We start from the raw sequence: 15922 nt of genomic DNA, 5'->3' as shown, positions 1-15922 counted from the left end.
GTTGAGGGCTGAGGCCGGCGACGACGCCGGGGCGGGCAGGGTGCCCGAGGCGTGGCAGGGGACAGGTCCACAGGGTGACGGGGAGAGCGAAGGAGCCGCATGTCTGCGCTGGAAGGTCCGACCGCGGCGATCCGTGGGCGCATCCTGCTCGGTGACGACCGTGAGGCCGAGGAGCTGTGGGTCCGCGGCGGCCGCGTCAGCCTGACCCGGCCGTCGGCGCAGGGCACCAACATGCGGGTGCTGGAGGGCTGGGCGCTGCCCGGCCTGGTCGACGTGCACTGCCACATCGGGCTCGCGGCCGAGGGCGCCGTGTCCCCGGAGGAGGCCGAGAAGCAGGCGGTGGCGGACCGCGACTCCGGCGTGCTGCTGATCCGCGACGCCGGCTCGCCGCTGGACACCGCGTGGGTGCACCAGCGCGGCGACCTGCCGCACCTGCTGCGGGCGGGCATGCACCTGGCGCGACCCAAGCGCTACCTGCGCGACTACGGGCTGGAGCTGGAGTCGCCGGAGCTGCTCCCGGACGAGGTGCGCACGCAGGCCCGGCGCGGCGACGGCTGGGTCAAGCTCGTGGGGGACTGGATCGACCGCACGCTCGGGGCCGACGGCGACCTGCGGCCCCTGTGGCCCGACGACGTGCTGCGCCAGGCCGTCGCCGTGGCGCACGCCGAGGCGGCCCGGGTGACCGTGCACGCCTTCGGGGAAGAGACGATCGACGGCCTGCTGGCGGCCGGGGTGGACTGCATCGAGCACGGCACCGGCATGACGGCCGAGCACATGGCGGTGGCGGCCGAGCGGGGTGTCGCGGTCACGCCCACGCTGCTGCAGATCGGGCAGTTCGAGAGCATCGCGGCGCAGGCCGACGGCAAGTACCCGGTCTACGCGGAGCGGATGCGGGCCATGTACGCGCGCCGGTACCAGCAGGTCCGCGACCTGCACGAGGCCGGCGTACAGCTCCTGGTCGGCACCGACGCGGGCGGGACCATCTCGCACGGCCGCATCGCCGACGAGTGCGCCGAGCTGGTCGCGGCGGGCATCCCCGCGGCGGAGGTCGTGGCGATGGCGTCCTGGCGCGCCCGTGACTACCTGGGCTTCGGGGCCGTGGTGGAGGGGTCCAGCGCGGACCTCGTGGTCTACCCGGCGGACCCGCGCGAGGACATCGAGGTGCTCCGGCACCCCACCGCCGTCGTGCTGCGGGGCACGGTCTACCCGACCGCTCGCTGACCGCGGCCGTGTGACGCACCCGTGGTTGGTGGGGCCGCGCGCCGTCTGGCACAATATCCACGTACTCGGCGTGCCCGGACCCCTCTCACCTGGTCAGGCCGTGTCCCGGTCCCACACACTGCTTCACCCCACGTCGCGGTGCTCGGACCATCCCATCAGAACCAGGAGAGACCACTTCGTGGCTGTCAAGATTCGTCTCAAGCGCCTCGGCAAGATCCGGGCCCCGTACTACCGTGTCGTCATCGCCGACTCGCGCACCAAGCGCGACGGTCGCGTGATCGAGGAGATCGGCAAGTACCACCCGACCGAGGAGCCGTCGCTCATCGAGATCAAGTCGGAGCGCGCGCAGTACTGGCTCGGTGTCGGCGCGCAGCCGACCGAGCAGGTCGCCGCTCTGCTCAAGGTGACCGGTGACTGGCAGAAGTTCAAGGGCCTGCCGGGCGCCGAGGGCACCCTGCGCGTCAAGGGCGAGAAGGCCGACGCCTCCTCCGCCATCGAGGCCGTGAACGCTGACGCCGAGAAGGCCAAGGCCAAGGCCGCCGAGAAGGCTGCTGCTGCCGCCGCCGAGGCTCCGGCTGCGCCGGCCGAGGGCGACGAGGCCTGATGCTCTCGGAGGCCCTCGAGCACCTGGTGCGCGGCATCGTGGACAACCCGGACGACGTCCGCGTGTCCGCGAAGACGCTCCGCCGTGGTGACCTGCTCGAGGTCCGCGTGCACCCCGACGACCTCGGCCGAGTCATCGGTCGCGGTGGTCGCACGGCGCGCGCCCTGCGCACCGTGATCGGTGCGCTCGCCACCGAGGGCCCGGTGCGGGTCGACGTCGTGGACGTCGACCGGCGCTGAACCTTCAGCACCCAGCACGACGACGAGGCCCGGTCCGAACGCGGACCGGGCCTCGCTCTTTCATTCTTCGAGGAGAGACATGCAGCTGACCGTGGCTCGCGTCGGCAAGGCGCACGGGCTCAAGGGCGAGGTGGCCCTCGACCTGCGCACGGACGATCCGGAGACCCGGCTCGCGATCGGCGAGCGGCTCGAGACCGTCCCGGCCGACGCCGGGCCGCTCACCGTGACGCGGGCGCGCGAGCACCAGGGGCGGTGGCTGGTCACGTTCGCCGAGGTCGCCGACCGGAACGCGGCGGAGGAGCTGCGCGGCACCGAGCTCGTCGTCGAGGCGGACGTCTCCGACGAGGAGGACGCCTGGTACCCGCACGAGCTCGCGGGCCTGCGGGTCGAGCTCGCCGACGGCACGGTGGTCGGCAAGGTGATCACGCTGGAGTACCAGCCGGCCCACGAGGCGCTGCTCATCGAGGAGTCGCTGCCCGACGGCGGCACGGCCCGCACGCTGGTGCCGTTCGTCCTGGCCATCGTGCCGGTGGTCGACGTCGCGGGCGGCCGCGTGGTGCTCACCCCGCCCGGCGGGCTGCTGGCCCGCGACGCGGACGCCGCCGTCGTCGACCGTGCCGACGATGTCGAGCGTGAGGACGACTGACGTGCGCGTCGACGTCGTCTCGATCTTCCCGGACTACCTGTCCGTGCTGGACCTGTCGCTCGTGGGCAAGGCGCGCCAGCGCGGCCTGCTGGACCTGCGCGTGCACGACCTGCGTGACTGGACCACCGACCGGCACCGCACCGTCGACGACACGCCGTTCGGCGGGGGAGCGGGCATGGTCATGCGCCCGGACGTGTGGGGTCAGGCGATCGACGACGTCCTGGGCGCCGGCACGGCGCGCGCGCACCTGATCGTGCCCACGCCGTCGGGCGAGGTGTTCACCCAGCGGCACGCCGAGAGCCTCGCGTCGGCCGAGCAGCTCGTGTTCGCCTGCGGGCGCTACGAGGGCATCGACGCGCGCGTGGCCGAGCACTACCGGTCCGCCGGCGTCACCGTGCACGAGCTGTCGATCGGCGACTACGTGCTCAACGGCGGCGAGGTGGCCTCGCTCGTCATGATCGAGGCCGTGGCCCGGCTGATCCCCGGCATGGTCGGCAACCCGGACTCGCTGGTCGAGGAGTCGCACGGGGCCGCGGGGCTGCTGGAGTACCCCGTGTACACGAAGCCGCCGTCGTGGGCGGACCTCGAGATCCCCGAGGTGCTGCTGTCGGGGCACCACGCGAAGATCGAGCGCTGGCGCCGGGACCAGGCACTGGAGCGGACGGCGGCGCGGCGGCCGGACATGATCGAGGCCCTGGACGTCGCGGGGCTGGACAAGCACGACCTGAAGCTGCTCGCGGAGCTGGGCTGGGTGCCGGGGCCGGACGGCGACGGGTTGGTGCGGGGCTGAGCCCGGGGGCGTGACGTCACACCTGCTCGGGCACCGTTCGGCGGCTCCGTATGGCAGAATAAGCCGTTGGTGCGTCGCCGGTCAGGTCTCTGCCACAGGGGACGACCGGGGCGGGCAACCGCCCCCGACCGGGTCAAGCCGCACCGCCATCCACACCCTTTCGGGACCCTGACGGCCGTCCGGCCGGGGCAGGGCCCACGAGATTCGCGCCTGACCTGTGGCAGGCCCGGAGAGAACGATGCAGAAGCTCGACATCATCGACGCAGCCCAGCTGCGGTCCGACATCCCGGACTTCCGTGCCGGTGACACCGTCAAGGTCAACGTCAAGGTCGTCGAGGGCAACCGCTCCCGCGTCCAGGCGTTCCAGGGCGTCGTCATCTCCCGCCACGGCGGCGGCATCGGCGAGACGTTCGCGGTCCGCAAGGTCAGCTTCGGTGTGGGCGTGGAGCGCAAGTTCCCGCTGCACGCGCCGACCATCGAGTCCGTCGAGGTCGTCACCCGCGGTGACGTCCGCCGCGCCAAGCTGTACTACCTGCGCGAGCTGCGCGGCAAGAAGGCGAAGATCCGCGAGAAGCGCGAGAACTGAGCGTTCTGAGCGCCCCGGCGCTGCACTGACACCGGCCGTCGTCCTCCACTTCCGAGGGCGGCGGCCGGTGTTGTATGAGGTCCGGTCTGTGCGGATATCCGGCAGGCTTGATGTTCGCCCGCCCGACCATTTCGCCGGGGGCACTCCAAGGTGACAGAGTTAGGCTCGTGACGAGTTTCGACCGGGTGGCACCGCCCACCCCTATCGATGGGACGCCCTTGAGCGCAGAGGATCCGTGGGGAAACAGCGGCGCGCATCGTCAGGGTGGAGCCGCGCACGGTCGTGAGCCGCGCCGGCAGCAGTCGGGCGTCCTCGCGATGCTCAGGGAAGTCGGGATCATCGTCGTCAGCGCGCTGGTCCTGTCGTGGCTGATCAAGACGCTGCTGGTGCAGCCGTTCTACATCCCGAGCGCCTCCATGGAGGACACCCTGACCAGGGGGGACCGGGTCATGGCCTCGCGGCTGACGCCCGGCCCGTTCGACCTGGAGCACGGGGACATCGTCGTCTTCGTGGACCCGGGCGACTGGCTGCCGCCGTACCCGGCTCCGGACCGTGGGCCATTGGGCAATGCCGCCGTGGGGTTCCTGACGACGGTCGGCCTGCTGCCGCAGGACAGCGGCGACCACCTCATCAAGCGCCTGATCGGCCTGCCCGGCGACACGGTGGTCTGCTGCGACGCCGAGGGCCGGGTGTCGGTGAACGGCACCCCGATCGACGAGACGTACATCAAGCCGGGATCGATCCCCAGCCAGGACCCGTTCGAGGTCACCGTGCCTGACGACATGCTCTGGGTCATGGGCGACAACCGGCAGAACTCGCAGGACTCGCGCTACAACCGCGGCAAGCCGGGCGGCGGGTTCGTGCCGATCGACAACGTGGTGGGCACGGCGTTCGCGACCGTCTGGCCGCTGGACCGCCTGAACTGGCACAGCAACCCGAGCGACGTCTTCAGCGGCGTCCCGGACGCGCCTCCCGCGGAGAAGTAGGCGGTGCGCAAGGTGCCCACGCTGCGGCAGGAGAGGGCGCTCCTCGCCTCGGGCGCTCGTCTCGTCGCGGGTATGGACGAGGTGGGGCGCGGGGCCCTCGCGGGTCCCGTCAGCGTGGGCGTCGTCGTGGTCGACGCGGCGACGCGCACCGGTCCCAAGGGCGTCGCCGACTCGAAGCTGCTCACGCCCGGCGCGCGCGAGGCCATCGCGCCCGCCGTGCGGCGCTGGGCCGTCGCGTGGGGTGTGGGGCACGCGGGCCCGGCCGAGATCGACGAGCACGGGATCATCGCCGCGCTCCGGATGGCGGGCCGGCGCGCGCTGGCCCAGGTGCGCCAGGTGTGCGGCGACGTCGACGTCGTCGTGCTGGACGGCAAGCACAACTGGCTCTCCACGCCCGCGCTCGACCTGTTCGCCGCGGCGGACGCCCCCGAGGACGACGTGCCGGAGCCCGCCGTGCGGACGCTGATCAAGGCCGACATGAGCTGCACGTCCGTGGCGGCGGCGAGCGTGCTGGCCAAGGTGGAGCGCGACGCGATCCTCGTCGAGCTGGCGCAGCGGCACCCGGAGTACGCGTGGGACCAGAACAAGGGCTACAGCGCGAAGGCCCACATGGACGCCCTCGGGCTGCACGGGCCGACGCCACACCACCGCAGATCCTGGAACCTGCCCGGAACTGCGGCGTCGGTGGGATGATGTCGCTGTGAGCGCTGAAGACCTCGAGAACTACGAGACGGAGATGGAGCTAGCGCTCTATCGCGAGTACCGCGACGTGGTGGGCCTGTTCGCCTATGTGGTGGAGACCGAACGCCGGTTCTACCTCGCCAACCAGGTGGACCTGCAGGTGCGGTCCGCGGCGGGCGAGGTGTACTTCGAGCTGAGGCTCGGCGACGCCTGGGTGTGGGACGTCTACCGCTCGGCGCGGTTCGTGAAGTCGGTGCGCGTGGTGACGTTCAAGGACGTGAACGTCGAGGAGCTGGCCAAGGCCGAGCTCGCGCTCTGACGCTTCCCGCGGAGATTTCCCGTGGGGTGGCACAGACCCTCATGACGAGGTTCCAGCGGTTCGAGCGCGACGCCGACCCTGTGGATCATCGATCCGTGCACAGGTGACCCCGCGGACGCCGTCGGACGGCCCCTGCGTGACCAAGGCTGGTCACGGAGGTGGACGCGATGGCGAAGAAGGACGGCGTGGGCCGGTACGGCGAGCGGGTCGCGGTGCGGCACGTGGAGGCGCGCGGCTGGCAGGTGCTCGACACCAACTGGCGCGGCACGGAGGGCGAGCTCGACATCGTCGCGCTCGACGGCGACGTGCTCGTGGTGGTGGAGGTCAAGACCAGGTCGGGCCTGGGGTACGGGCATCCGGCGGAGGCGGTCACGCCACGCAAGCTGACCCGGATCAAGCGGCTGACGGGGCAGTGGCTCACCGTCTTCCGGGAACGGCTCGCCGATGACCGCCTCGCCGCGGCGCGGCTGCAGGAGGAGGCGACACCGGACAGTCCGGTACCGGTGCTGCCCGATGTGCGTACCCGCTTCGGCTCGATCCGCATCGACGTGGTCGCGGTGACGCTGCAGCGGCAGGGGCCTGCCGTCGTCGAGCACCTCGAGTCGGTGGCGTGATGGGGATCGCGACCACGCGGGCGGTGTCGCTCGTCGGGATGCGGGGGCACGTGGTGGAGGTGCAGGCGCACCTGGCGGCGTCCGTCCCGGGATTCACGCTGGTGGGGCTGCCCGACACCGCGCTGAGCGAGTCCCGCGACCGGGTGCGGGCCGCGGTGACGTCCACGGGGCTGCCGTGGCCGGTCAAGAAGATCACCGTGAACCTGTCGCCCGCGTCGCTGCGCAAGCAGGGCAGCGCGTACGACCTGGCGATCGCGGTGGCGATCCTCGCGGGCACCGACGGGCCGGCGTCCCCGGGAATGCGCCGGCCCGGCCTGGACCGTGTGGTGCACCTGGGCGAGCTCGGCCTCGACGGGCGCATCCAGCCGGTCCGCGGGGTGCTGCCGACCGTCGCCGCGGCCGTGGACGCGGGCTATCCGGACGTCGTGGTGGCGGCCGGTGACGCCGACGAGGCACGGCTGGTCCCGGGGGCCCGGGTCGTCGGTGCCGCGAGTCTGGCCGAGGTGGTGGCGCTGCACGGCGGCCCGCCGGAGCTGGTGCGCGAGGTCGTCGCGGTGCGGCCGGTCCGCTCGGCGCTCTCGGCGCGGCTGCCCGGCGACCTGGCCGACGTCGTGGGGCAGGAGCAACCGCGCAGGGCGCTGGAGGTCGCGGCCGCCGGCGGGCACCACCTGCTGCTCGTCGGACCGCCGGGTGCCGGCAAGACGATGCTGGCCTCCCGGCTGCCGGGCATCCTGCCCGACCTGACCGACCGCGAGGCCGTCGAGGTCACCGCGGTGCACTCCGTGGCCGGCACGTTCGACCCGGGCAGGGGTCTGATCCGCCGGCCCCCGTACGAGGACCCGCACCACACCGCGACCCAGGCGGCGGTGGTGGGCGGCGGGTCCGGCATCCCGCGACCGGGGGCCGTCTCGCTGGCGCACCGCGGGATCCTGTTCCTGGACGAGGCCCCCGAGTTCGGCGCCCGGGTGCTGGAGACGCTCCGGCAGCCGCTGGAGCAGGGCGAGCTGGTGATCCACCGGTCGGGCGGCTCGGCGCGCTACCCGGCGCGGTTCCAGCTCGTCCTGGCCGCCAACCCGTGCCCCTGCGGGCTGGCCATCGGCAAGGGCTTGGACTGCTCGTGCTCGCCGACCACACGGCGCCGCTACTTCGCACGGCTCTCCGGGCCGCTGCTGGACCGGGTGGACGTGCAGGTCGAGGTGCAGCCGGTGGACCGGGTCGAGCGCGTGGAGGGCACGTCCGAGCCGACGTCCGTCGTGGCCGCCCGGGTGCTCGCCGCGCGGCAGGCCGCCCGCGCCCGGCTGGCCGACACACCCTGGTCCACCAACGCCGAGATGCCGGGGCGGTTCCTGCGTGACCTGCTCCGGCCGCACCCCGGCCTGCTCACGCCGATCGAGCGGGCGATGACCGACGGGAAGCTGAGCCTGCGCGGGGTGGACCGGGTCCTACGGATCGCCTGGACCATCGCCGACCTCGCCGGGCGGGACGCGCCCACCGTGTCCGACGTCGGGAACGCGCTGCTGCTGCGCACGGGAGGCGACCGTGGCTGAGCCACTCTTCGAGCAGCCCCGTGCGCGGCTCCGGTTCGACCCGGCCGACCCGGTGCTGGCGCGGGCCGCGTGGAGCCGCATCGCCGAGCCGGGAGACCCGGTGGCGGGCGCGCTGGTGGAGCACCTCGGCCCTGTGGACGCGCTCGACTGGCTGCTTGACGCTGCCCGGGCGCCCGACCGGGCCGGCGACGTCCTCCGGCGGATCGGCGGGATGCCGGTTGCGGTCCAGGGTCCGGGTGGTCGCGCCGATGCCCCCGGCCACGTGCTCGGGGCGGTCGCCGAAGGGCCGGACACGTCCGGGACGCGCGCCGCCGGGCTGGTCGTCGCCGCCGTGCGGCGCTGGGCACCCCGGCTCGACCGGCTCGATCCCGAGGGCGAGCTCGTCGTGCTCGACCGGTACGGCGGCACCTTCCTGACGCCGGACCACCCGGGCTGGCCCACGTCGTTCGCGGGGCTCGGCTCCACCGCACCGCTGGCGCTCTGGGTGCGGGGTGATCCCGACCTGGCCGGGCTGGCGGCGCGCTCCGTGTCGCTGGTGGGCTCGCGTGCCTGCACCGGTTACGGCGTCCGCGTGACGCGGGACCTGGCGTGCGGGCTGGCCGACCGCGGGTTCACCGTGGTCTCCGGCGGCGCCCACGGGATCGACGCGGAGGCGCACCGAGGAGCCCTGGTCTCCGGGGCACGGACGGTGGCGTTCCTCGCGGGCGGGGTCGATCGGCTCTACCCTGCGAGCAACACCGACCTGCTGCGGCGGACCGCCGCGCAGGGCGCCGTGGTGAGCGAGGTGCCGCCGGGCTCCGTGCCGGGCAAGCAGCGGTTCCTCAAGCGCAACCGCCTGATCGCCGCGTTCACGGCGGGAACGGTGGTGGTCGAGGCGGCCCTGCGCTCCGGCGCGCTGTCCACGGCCAACCACGCTGTGTCGCTGCTGCGTCCGCTCGGGGCGGTGCCGGGGCCGGTCACGTCCATGGCCTCCAGCGGCTGCCACGAGCTGCTGCGCCGCGGCGCGGCCGTCTGCGTCACGGACGCCGCCGAGGCCGCCGAGCTCGTCGGGGACCTCGGCGAGACCGCGCCGCGACGGCAGGGCGAGACGCGGCCGGGCGACGACCTCGACGCGGCGGGCAAGGCGGTGCTGGACGCCCTACCGGTGCGCAAGCCGGCCCACGAGCGGTCGATCGCCCGCACCGCCGGGCTCGCGCTCGCCGACACGACCGGGGCGCTCGGGCTGCTGGAGCTGATGGGGCTGGCCGAGCAGCGGGACGGGGGCTGGCGCAGGCGGTGACCCAGGTGCGTCGGACCGCCTGCGGGGCCGCCTGGCCGGGCCGCCTGGCCGGGCTGCCTGGGCCGGGCTGCCTGGGCCGGGCCGGCGGCCCCAGCGACTCCGGGCGGCCAGTCAGGCGGTCGGGTCGAGCAGGAGCTTGCCGACGGTGCCACGTGAGCGCAGGGCCTCGTGCGCGCCGCGGGCGTCGGACAGCGGGTGCTCGCCGCCCGCGACAGCGCGGATCTCGCCGCTCCGGGCGAGATCGAACAGCTCGGACAGCGCCCGGGCGTAGAGGTTGCCGGGCAGCCGGAAGACGTGCGGCAGCCACATGCCCGCGACCGTGCTGCTGTGGCCGAGCAGGTTGCGCAGCTCGACGGGCCTGGGCTGCTCCCGGCCCGCCATGCCGTAGAAGACGAGCCGGCCGAAGGGCGCGAGCGCTGCCAGGCTCTGGTCGGTCGTGGTGCCGCCGACCATGTCGAGCACGATGTCGACGCGCCCTCCGTTGGCGTCGAGCAGCGCCGTCCTCATGTCGTCCGCGCGGGAGTCGACGGCGACATCCGCGCCGAGGCCGAGGGTCAGCATGCGCTTGTCGGTCGTGCTCGCCGTGGCGATGACCCGGCCGGCGCCCCAGGCCTTGGCCAGCTGCACGGCGATCGTACCGACGCCGCCCGCGGCCGCGTGCACCACCACGGACTCGCCCGGTTCGAGGTGTGCGCTCTTGCGCAGCAGGACCCAGGCGGTCGTGCCCTGCACCAGCATGGACAGCGCGGTGAGGTCGTCGACGTCGTCGGGCACGGGAAAGGTCATGGCGGCGTCGGCCACGGCCCGTTCGGCGTACCCGCCCCCGCCGGTCAGCAGTGCGGCGACCCGCCGTCCGTCCGGCGTGTGCCCGACGACCTCGCTCCCGGGGACGAACGGCAGCGTGGTCGGCGTCTGGTAGGAGTTCTCGACCTGGTGCGTGTCGGCGTAGTTGATGCCGATGCGCGACACCTCGATCAGCACCTGCCCCGGCCCCGCGGTCGGCTCCGGCACCTCGACGGTCCTGAGCATCTCGGGGCCACCGAACTCGGTCACCTGTACGGCACGCATCATCGCGGTCCTCCTGCACTCGTCCGGCTGCACTGTCCGACCGGCCAGTGTGGCAGAGCGACCCGAGGCGGCGACACACCGGGCGACGCACCCGGGCCGCGCAACGGCGGCGCGCCTGCTTCACCCCGTGGCGGTCCGGCTGCACACTGGCAAACGTGGACCTTACCGACCTGTCCGGCTTGCCTCGGCTGCCCGAGCAGTTGTCCGACGCCGTGTCCCGCTTCGCCAGCTACCTCCACGCGCAGCGCGGGCACTCCGCCCACACGCGGCGTGCCTACGTGGCGGACGTGACCGACCTGCTGCGGTACGCGATGCGGCACGGGAGCACGAGCCTCGACGAGATCGACCTGACGCTGCTGCGTGGGTGGCTCGCGTCCCAGTCCGACCGCGGGCTCGCGCGCGCCACGCTCGCCCGCCGCGGCGCCTCGGCCCGGGCGTTCCTGCGCTGGGCGCACCGCGCCGGTCTCGTTCCCGTCGACCCTTCGGCGCGGCTCGCGAGCCCCAAGGTGCCGCGCACGCTGCCCACGGTGCTCGACGTGGACGCGGCCGGCCGCCTGCTGGACGGCGCCAGGGCCGCCGCGGACGAGGCCGACGAGGCCTCCCGGCCGGCGGCCCTGCGGTCGTGGGTCGCCGCGGAGCTGCTGTACGGCGCGGGGATCCGCGTGGGCGAGCTGGTGTCGGTCGACGTGGGACACGTGGACGCGCGGGACCGGCTCGTGCGGGTGCTCGGCAAGGGCGGCAAGGAGCGGGTCGTCCCGTTCGGCATCCCGGCCGCGCGGTCCGTCGACGCCTGGCTGACCGACGGCCGGCCCGCGTTCATGACCGCCGCCACCGGCGACGCCTTCCTCGTGGGGGAGCGCGGCGGACGCTGGGGCCAGCGCCAGGTGCGCGAGGCCGTGCACCGGCTCGCCGCCCAGGCCGGCGTCGACGACGTCGCCCCGCACGCGCTGCGCCACTCCGCCGCGACGCACCTGCTGCAGGGCGGCTCCGACCTGCGTGCCGTGCAGGAGGTACTGGGTCACGCCAACCTCGCGACCACCCAGCGCTACACCCACGTGGACGCGGAGCGGCTGCGCAGTGTCTACGCCCAGGCGTTCCCGCGCGCCTGAGCCAGGGTCAACGCTCCGGGAGCAGGACGATCGGCGGGCGGTCCAGCAGGGACAGCGGATCGATGTAGCGCTCGCCCCGCCGTACGCCCCAGTGCACGCAGGACCGGGGCGCGCAGTGGTTCGGCGTCGCGCCCGGCTCGTCCGTGCCCTCGCTCCCCTCGACGACGCCGATCGCCGTCCCCGCAGCGACCGCGGTGCCGACCGGCACGGAGGCGGCCACGGGCTCCAGGCTGCTGCGCAGGCCGTCCGGGTGGGTAACCACCACGACCCCGCGTCGCGCGACCTGTCCCGCGAACGTCACCACACCCGGGCCGGGGGAGACCACGTGCGCACCGGGCGGCGCGGTCAGGTCGACGCCGCGATGCCCCGCGCCCCACTTCTCGGCGGGCGGGTCGAACAGGCGCTCCACGCCGGACGGCGGGTCCACGCCCGCGACGGGCGGCACGTAGCCGGTCCTGGGGTCCGCCGCACCGCCGCCCGCACCGCCGTCCGACGCACCAGGCGCGAGCCGGGCATCGAGACCCGCTCGGACGGCGATGTCCGGCCCGGAGCGCAGGGCGGCGGCCGGCGGGGGCGGCACCAGGGCGGCGAGCGCGACGGCGAGCAGCATGGACAGGAGCGCGGCGGTCGTCCACCGGTGGGCCGCACGGTGGGGAGCGCGAGGAGTCGTCATGCCCCGAGCATCACGCCGCGATCCCGTCGCCGTCGGCGTCGAGCGGTCCGCCTGTGCACGAACCCGTCCCGGACCCTCCTGTGGTCGCGCTCGTTCCCTGCTGCCACCGTCGCGAGGGTCTCCCGGGCGCGCTCACGAGCTGCGGAGAACGGCCCGGACGAGCCCTCACGCGGGGGCGTGCGACGTCACAGCCGGGGCGCTTCGTGCGGGTCCTCGCCGCGGGGGCCGGTCGGGTAGACTTCAACCCGCGACCGGCATGTGCTGCCCGTCCGGCAGACGTCCAGCTCCGCTGACTGCTTGCCTGGCAGGGAGAACACCTGGTCGACATCGCGCGTCACATCGAGTCGCGTCCGGCAGTGGTCCGCCCCTCGGGGGCGGCGTCGGGCACGACGTGGCGCCAGGGGCACCGTCAGGAGAGGGTGCCGCCAACCGAACCGTGGCCCGGGCCGTCAGTCCTGGTGCCACCTGAAATGCGTGCGGAACCCCGGGTCGATCCCGGACCGCACCGAAAGGACGTGTCATGGCCGTCGTGTCCATGCGCCAGCTCCTCGAGAGCGGTGTCCACTTCGGACACCAGACCCGCCGTTGGAACCCGAAGATGAAGCGCTTCATCTTCACGGAGCGCAACGGCATCTACATCGTCGACCTGCAGCAGTCGCTGCACTTCATCGACAGCGCCTACGACTTCGTCAAGGAGACGGTCGCCCACGGCGGCTCCATCCTCTTCGTCGGCACCAAGAAGCAGGCCCAGGAGCCGGTGGCCGAGCAGGCCGCCCGCGTCGGGATGCCCTACGTGAACCACCGCTGGCTCGGCGGCATGCTCACGAACTTCACCACCGTGCACAAGCGTCTCCAGCGCCTCAAGGAGCTCGAGGAGATCGACTTCGACGACGTGGCCGCCTCGGGCCTCACGAAGAAGGAGCTCCTGGTGCTGCGCCGCGAGAAGGACAAGCTCGCGCGCACCCTCGGCGGCATCCGTGACATGGCCAAGGTTCCCTCGGCCGTCTGGATCGTCGACACCAACAAGGAGCACCTCGCGGTGGACGAGGCCCGCAAGCTGGGCATCCCCGTCGTGGCGATCCTCGACACCAACTGCGACCCCGACATGGTCGACTACGCGATCCCGGGCAACGACGACGCGATCCGTTCCGTCACGCTGCTCACCCGCGTGATCGCGGACGCCGCCGCCGAGGGCCTCATGCAGCGCCACTCGGGTGGCAGCAAGACCGGTGCCGAGACCGAGCCCGCCGCTGAGCCGCTGGCCGAGTGGGAGCGCGAGCTCCTGGCCGGTGACACCACCGAGGCCACGGTCGAGTCCCCGGCCGCGACCGCCGAGGGCACCGTCGAGGAGGCGGCCGCCGAGGCCGCTGCCGCCGCCACCCCGGCCGCTCCCGCCGAGGTCGTGGAGGCCGCCGAGGCCGCCGAGGCTGCTCCGGCCGCCGCACCCGAGGCCGACACCGAGAAGTGACGCGTCGCGCTGACCGGGTCGACCTCGTGTCGGCCCGGTCGGCGCACCGTTCCTCGGGTCGCACGACCTCCCACGAACAACACGACTGCACGGAGGACCAGAACAATGGCGAACTACACCGCCGCTGACATCAAGGCGCTGCGTGAGCGGACCGGCGCCGGCATGCTCGACGTCAAGAAGGCCCTGGACGCGGCCGACGGCGACGCCGAGAAGGCCATCGAGATCATCCGGACCAAGGGCCTGGCCCGCGCCGCCAAGCGCGAGGGCAACGCCACGTCCGAGGGTCTCGTCGCCGTCAAGGTCGAGGACACCGCGGCCGGCCAGGTCGCCACCATGATCGAGCTGAACGCCGAGACGGACTTCGTCGTCAAGAACGAGAAGTTCATCTCGCTGGCCGAGGCCGTCCTGGAGGCCACCGCGGCCGCCGGTGCCGCCGACGAGGTCGCGGCTGCCGCCGCCCCCGCCGGTGAGGGCACCGTCGCCGAGCTCATCGCCGCACAGGGCGCCACGCTGGGCGAGAAGCTCGTCCTGCGCCGCGTCGCGCGCGTCGAGGGCCCGAAGGTCACGACCTACCTGCACAAGACGGCCAAGGACCTGCCGCCGTCGATCGGTGTCCTCGTCGTCACCGACGAGGCCGGCGAGGCCGTCGCCAAGGACATCGCGCAGCACGTCGCCGCGATGGCCCCGAAGTACCTCACGCGTGAGGACGTCCCGGCGGACGTCGTCGAGAAGGAGCGCGAGATCGCTCTGGAGACCTCGAAGAACGAGGGCAAGCCGGAGGCGGCGCTGCCCAAGATCGTCGAGGGTCGCCTGAACGGCTTCTTCAAGGAGGTCGTCCTGATCGACCAGCCGCTGGCGAAGGACCCGAAGACCACGGTCGGCAAGCACGTCGCCTCGGTGAACGGTGCCCTGACCGCGTTCGTGCGTTTCCGCGTCGGTTCCTGACGCAGCTCGTTCGGCCCGGTCCGCGCTTCGGCGCGGGCCGGGCCGACGCATACGCGGCCGGCTGCGTCCGACGGACGGCGCCGGCTCGCACGCCACGCTCCACCAGGAGCGGGGCACGGCTTCGATACTTTTGGTGTGGGGTAGAGCGGGGCGGGCTCCACTTCGCACCAGGGGTCTCGAGGTCGGCCCGGAGGCCTCTGCGTGGCGCAGAGGTGCGTCGCCCGCGAGTCGGGCGCAGTATTCCGGGAGGGCGGTGTCCCGGCAGTGACGATCGAAGGGTGACTGACCAGTGAGTGACGAGGCGACCCAGAACTTCGCGGTGGACGAGGAGGGCAAGCCGGCCCGGCGTGTGCTCCTGAAGCTGTCGGGTGAGGCGTTCGGCGGCGGGAGCGTGGGGCTGGACGCCGACGTCGTCCGCCGCATCGCGAAGGAGATCGGTGTGGCCGTGCGCGACGGCGTACAGGTGGCGATCGTCGTCGGTGGCGGGAACTTCTTCCGCGGTGCCGAGCTGAGCGTGGCCGGCATGGACCGCGCCCGCGCGGACTACATGGGCATGCTCGGCACGGTCATGAACTGCCTCGCCCTGCAGGACTTCCTGGAGCAGGCCGGCGTCAAGACGCGCGTGCAGACCGCCATCACGATGGGCCAGGTCGCCGAGCCGTACATCCCCCTGCGCGCGATCCGGCACCTGGAGAAGGGCCGCGTGGTCATCTTCGGTGCGGGCGCGGGCATGCCGTACTTCTCGACCGACACCGTGGCGGTGCAGCGCGCCCTGGAGACAGGCTGCGAGCAGGTCGTCATGGGCAAGAACGGGGTCGACGGCGTGTACGACTCCGACCCGCGCCGCAACCCGGACGCGAAGAAGCTGGACCACCTGACCTACACCGACGCCCTCGTGAACAGGCTCGGCGTCATGGACGACACGGCGCTGGCGATGTGCCGCGACAACGACGTCCAGATGCGGGTCTTCGGCATGGAGGGCGAGGGCAACGTCACCCGCGCGCTGGCCGGCGAGCCCATCGGCACGCTGATCACGACGCGCTGAACCGTGCGGCCCGGGCTGGCCGGGTAACGCGCGAACCTTTCGGTAGCCGGGCAAAGTGTCCGTAGAGTGGCCCCGGCACCACCCGTAGACCAACGACAGGAG

General features: G+C 73.3%; 18 protein-coding genes. 16 read left to right on the top strand and 2 right to left on the bottom strand.

Translation table 11 applies throughout. The features are described 5' to 3' along the window. Positions 1-99 precede the first annotated feature (99 nt). The 12 genes from QRN56_RS16770 to dprA all read left to right on the top strand — a co-directional run bounded on the left by QRN56_RS16770 (position 100) and on the right by dprA (position 9512). Positions 100-1221, top strand: coding sequence for an amidohydrolase family protein (locus QRN56_RS16770; protein WP_285105132.1), 1122 nt, complete (start codon positions 100-102; stop codon positions 1219-1221). Between the two features lie 178 nt (positions 1222-1399). Further along, positions 1400-1825, top strand: coding sequence for a 30S ribosomal protein S16 (gene rpsP, locus QRN56_RS16765; RefSeq protein ID WP_285105130.1), 426 nt, complete (start codon positions 1400-1402; stop codon positions 1823-1825). Continuing rightward, complete coding sequence (locus QRN56_RS16760; protein WP_020016864.1) at positions 1825-2064, top strand: RNA-binding protein; 240 nt, start codon at positions 1825-1827, stop codon at positions 2062-2064. The genes rpsP and QRN56_RS16760 overlap by 1 nt, the downstream gene beginning before the upstream one ends. Before the next feature lie 79 nt (positions 2065-2143). Continuing rightward, entirely contained in the window at positions 2144-2710 is a 567-nt protein-coding gene (rimM, locus tag QRN56_RS16755; protein ID WP_285105128.1) for a ribosome maturation factor RimM, read from the top strand. Position 2711: 1 nt separating this feature from the next. Next, entirely contained in the window at positions 2712-3500 is a 789-nt protein-coding gene (gene trmD, locus QRN56_RS16750) for a tRNA (guanosine(37)-N1)-methyltransferase TrmD (RefSeq protein ID WP_285105312.1), read from the top strand. Between the two features lie 238 nt (positions 3501-3738). Further along, the gene (gene rplS, locus QRN56_RS16745) at positions 3739-4086 is read left to right on the top strand and encodes a 50S ribosomal protein L19 (RefSeq protein ID WP_182614504.1); all 348 of its coding nucleotides are present in this window, start codon (positions 3739-3741) and stop codon (positions 4084-4086) included. 317 nt (positions 4087-4403) lie between these two features. After that, positions 4404-5072 (top strand): signal peptidase I, encoded by a 669-nt coding sequence (gene lepB / locus QRN56_RS16740; protein ID WP_350224582.1) that lies wholly within the window; start codon positions 4404-4406, stop codon positions 5070-5072. A gap of 3 nt (positions 5073-5075) precedes the next feature. Then, the gene (rnhB, locus tag QRN56_RS16735) at positions 5076-5765 is read left to right on the top strand and encodes a ribonuclease HII (RefSeq protein ID WP_285105123.1); all 690 of its coding nucleotides are present in this window, start codon (positions 5076-5078) and stop codon (positions 5763-5765) included. Between the two features lie 7 nt (positions 5766-5772). Then, positions 5773-6072 (top strand): DUF2469 domain-containing protein, encoded by a 300-nt coding sequence (locus tag QRN56_RS16730; RefSeq protein WP_020016858.1) that lies wholly within the window; start codon positions 5773-5775, stop codon positions 6070-6072. Between the two features lie 167 nt (positions 6073-6239). After that, positions 6240-6686: a YraN family protein gene (locus tag QRN56_RS16725; RefSeq protein WP_285105121.1), complete on the top strand. Its 447-nt coding sequence runs from the start codon at positions 6240-6242 to the stop codon at positions 6684-6686. Then, positions 6686-8233 carry a YifB family Mg chelatase-like AAA ATPase gene (locus tag QRN56_RS16720; RefSeq protein WP_285105118.1) on the top strand — a complete coding sequence of 516 codons (1548 nt, stop codon included), beginning with the start codon at positions 6686-6688 and terminating at the stop codon, positions 8231-8233. Before QRN56_RS16725 ends, QRN56_RS16720 begins: the two co-directional genes overlap by 1 nt. Next, complete coding sequence (dprA, locus tag QRN56_RS16715) at positions 8226-9512, top strand: DNA-processing protein DprA (protein WP_285105114.1); 1287 nt, start codon at positions 8226-8228, stop codon at positions 9510-9512. The genes QRN56_RS16720 and dprA overlap by 8 nt, the downstream gene beginning before the upstream one ends. Positions 9513-9623: 111 nt before the next feature. On the opposite strand, the gene QRN56_RS16710 is transcribed toward dprA, so the two are convergent. After that, positions 9624-10583 (bottom strand): quinone oxidoreductase family protein, encoded by a 960-nt coding sequence (locus tag QRN56_RS16710; protein WP_285105111.1) that lies wholly within the window; start codon positions 10581-10583, stop codon positions 9624-9626. A 152-nt stretch (positions 10584-10735) separates the two neighbouring features. Between QRN56_RS16710 and QRN56_RS16705 the strand changes: the two genes are divergently transcribed. Next, entirely contained in the window at positions 10736-11689 is a 954-nt protein-coding gene (locus tag QRN56_RS16705; protein WP_285105109.1) for a tyrosine recombinase XerC, read from the top strand. Between the two features lie 7 nt (positions 11690-11696). Here QRN56_RS16705 and QRN56_RS16700 read toward each other — a convergent pair whose 3' ends face one another. Next, positions 11697-12362: a murein hydrolase activator EnvC family protein gene (locus QRN56_RS16700; protein ID WP_285105107.1), complete on the bottom strand. Its 666-nt coding sequence runs from the start codon at positions 12360-12362 to the stop codon at positions 11697-11699. A 520-nt stretch (positions 12363-12882) separates the two neighbouring features. Here QRN56_RS16700 and rpsB point away from each other — a divergent pair. The 3 genes from rpsB (at position 12883) to pyrH (ending at position 15820) form a co-directional block, all read left to right on the top strand. Then, on the top strand, positions 12883-13830 hold the full coding sequence (rpsB, locus tag QRN56_RS16695) for a 30S ribosomal protein S2 (protein WP_285105104.1): 948 nt from the start codon (positions 12883-12885) through the stop codon (positions 13828-13830). Positions 13831-13935: 105 nt separating this feature from the next. Beyond that, positions 13936-14775 (top strand): translation elongation factor Ts, encoded by an 840-nt coding sequence (gene tsf / locus QRN56_RS16690; RefSeq protein WP_285105101.1) that lies wholly within the window; start codon positions 13936-13938, stop codon positions 14773-14775. 289 nt (positions 14776-15064) lie between these two features. Next, positions 15065-15820 (top strand): UMP kinase, encoded by a 756-nt coding sequence (pyrH, locus tag QRN56_RS16685; RefSeq protein WP_182614512.1) that lies wholly within the window; start codon positions 15065-15067, stop codon positions 15818-15820. Positions 15821-15922 lie beyond the last annotated feature (102 nt).

The sequence above is a fragment of the Promicromonospora sp. MEB111 genome (assembly GCF_030209445.1).
Taxonomy (GTDB): Bacteria; Actinomycetota; Actinomycetes; order Actinomycetales; family Cellulomonadaceae; genus Promicromonospora.
This window is presented reverse-complemented; position numbering and strand designations above follow the sequence as displayed.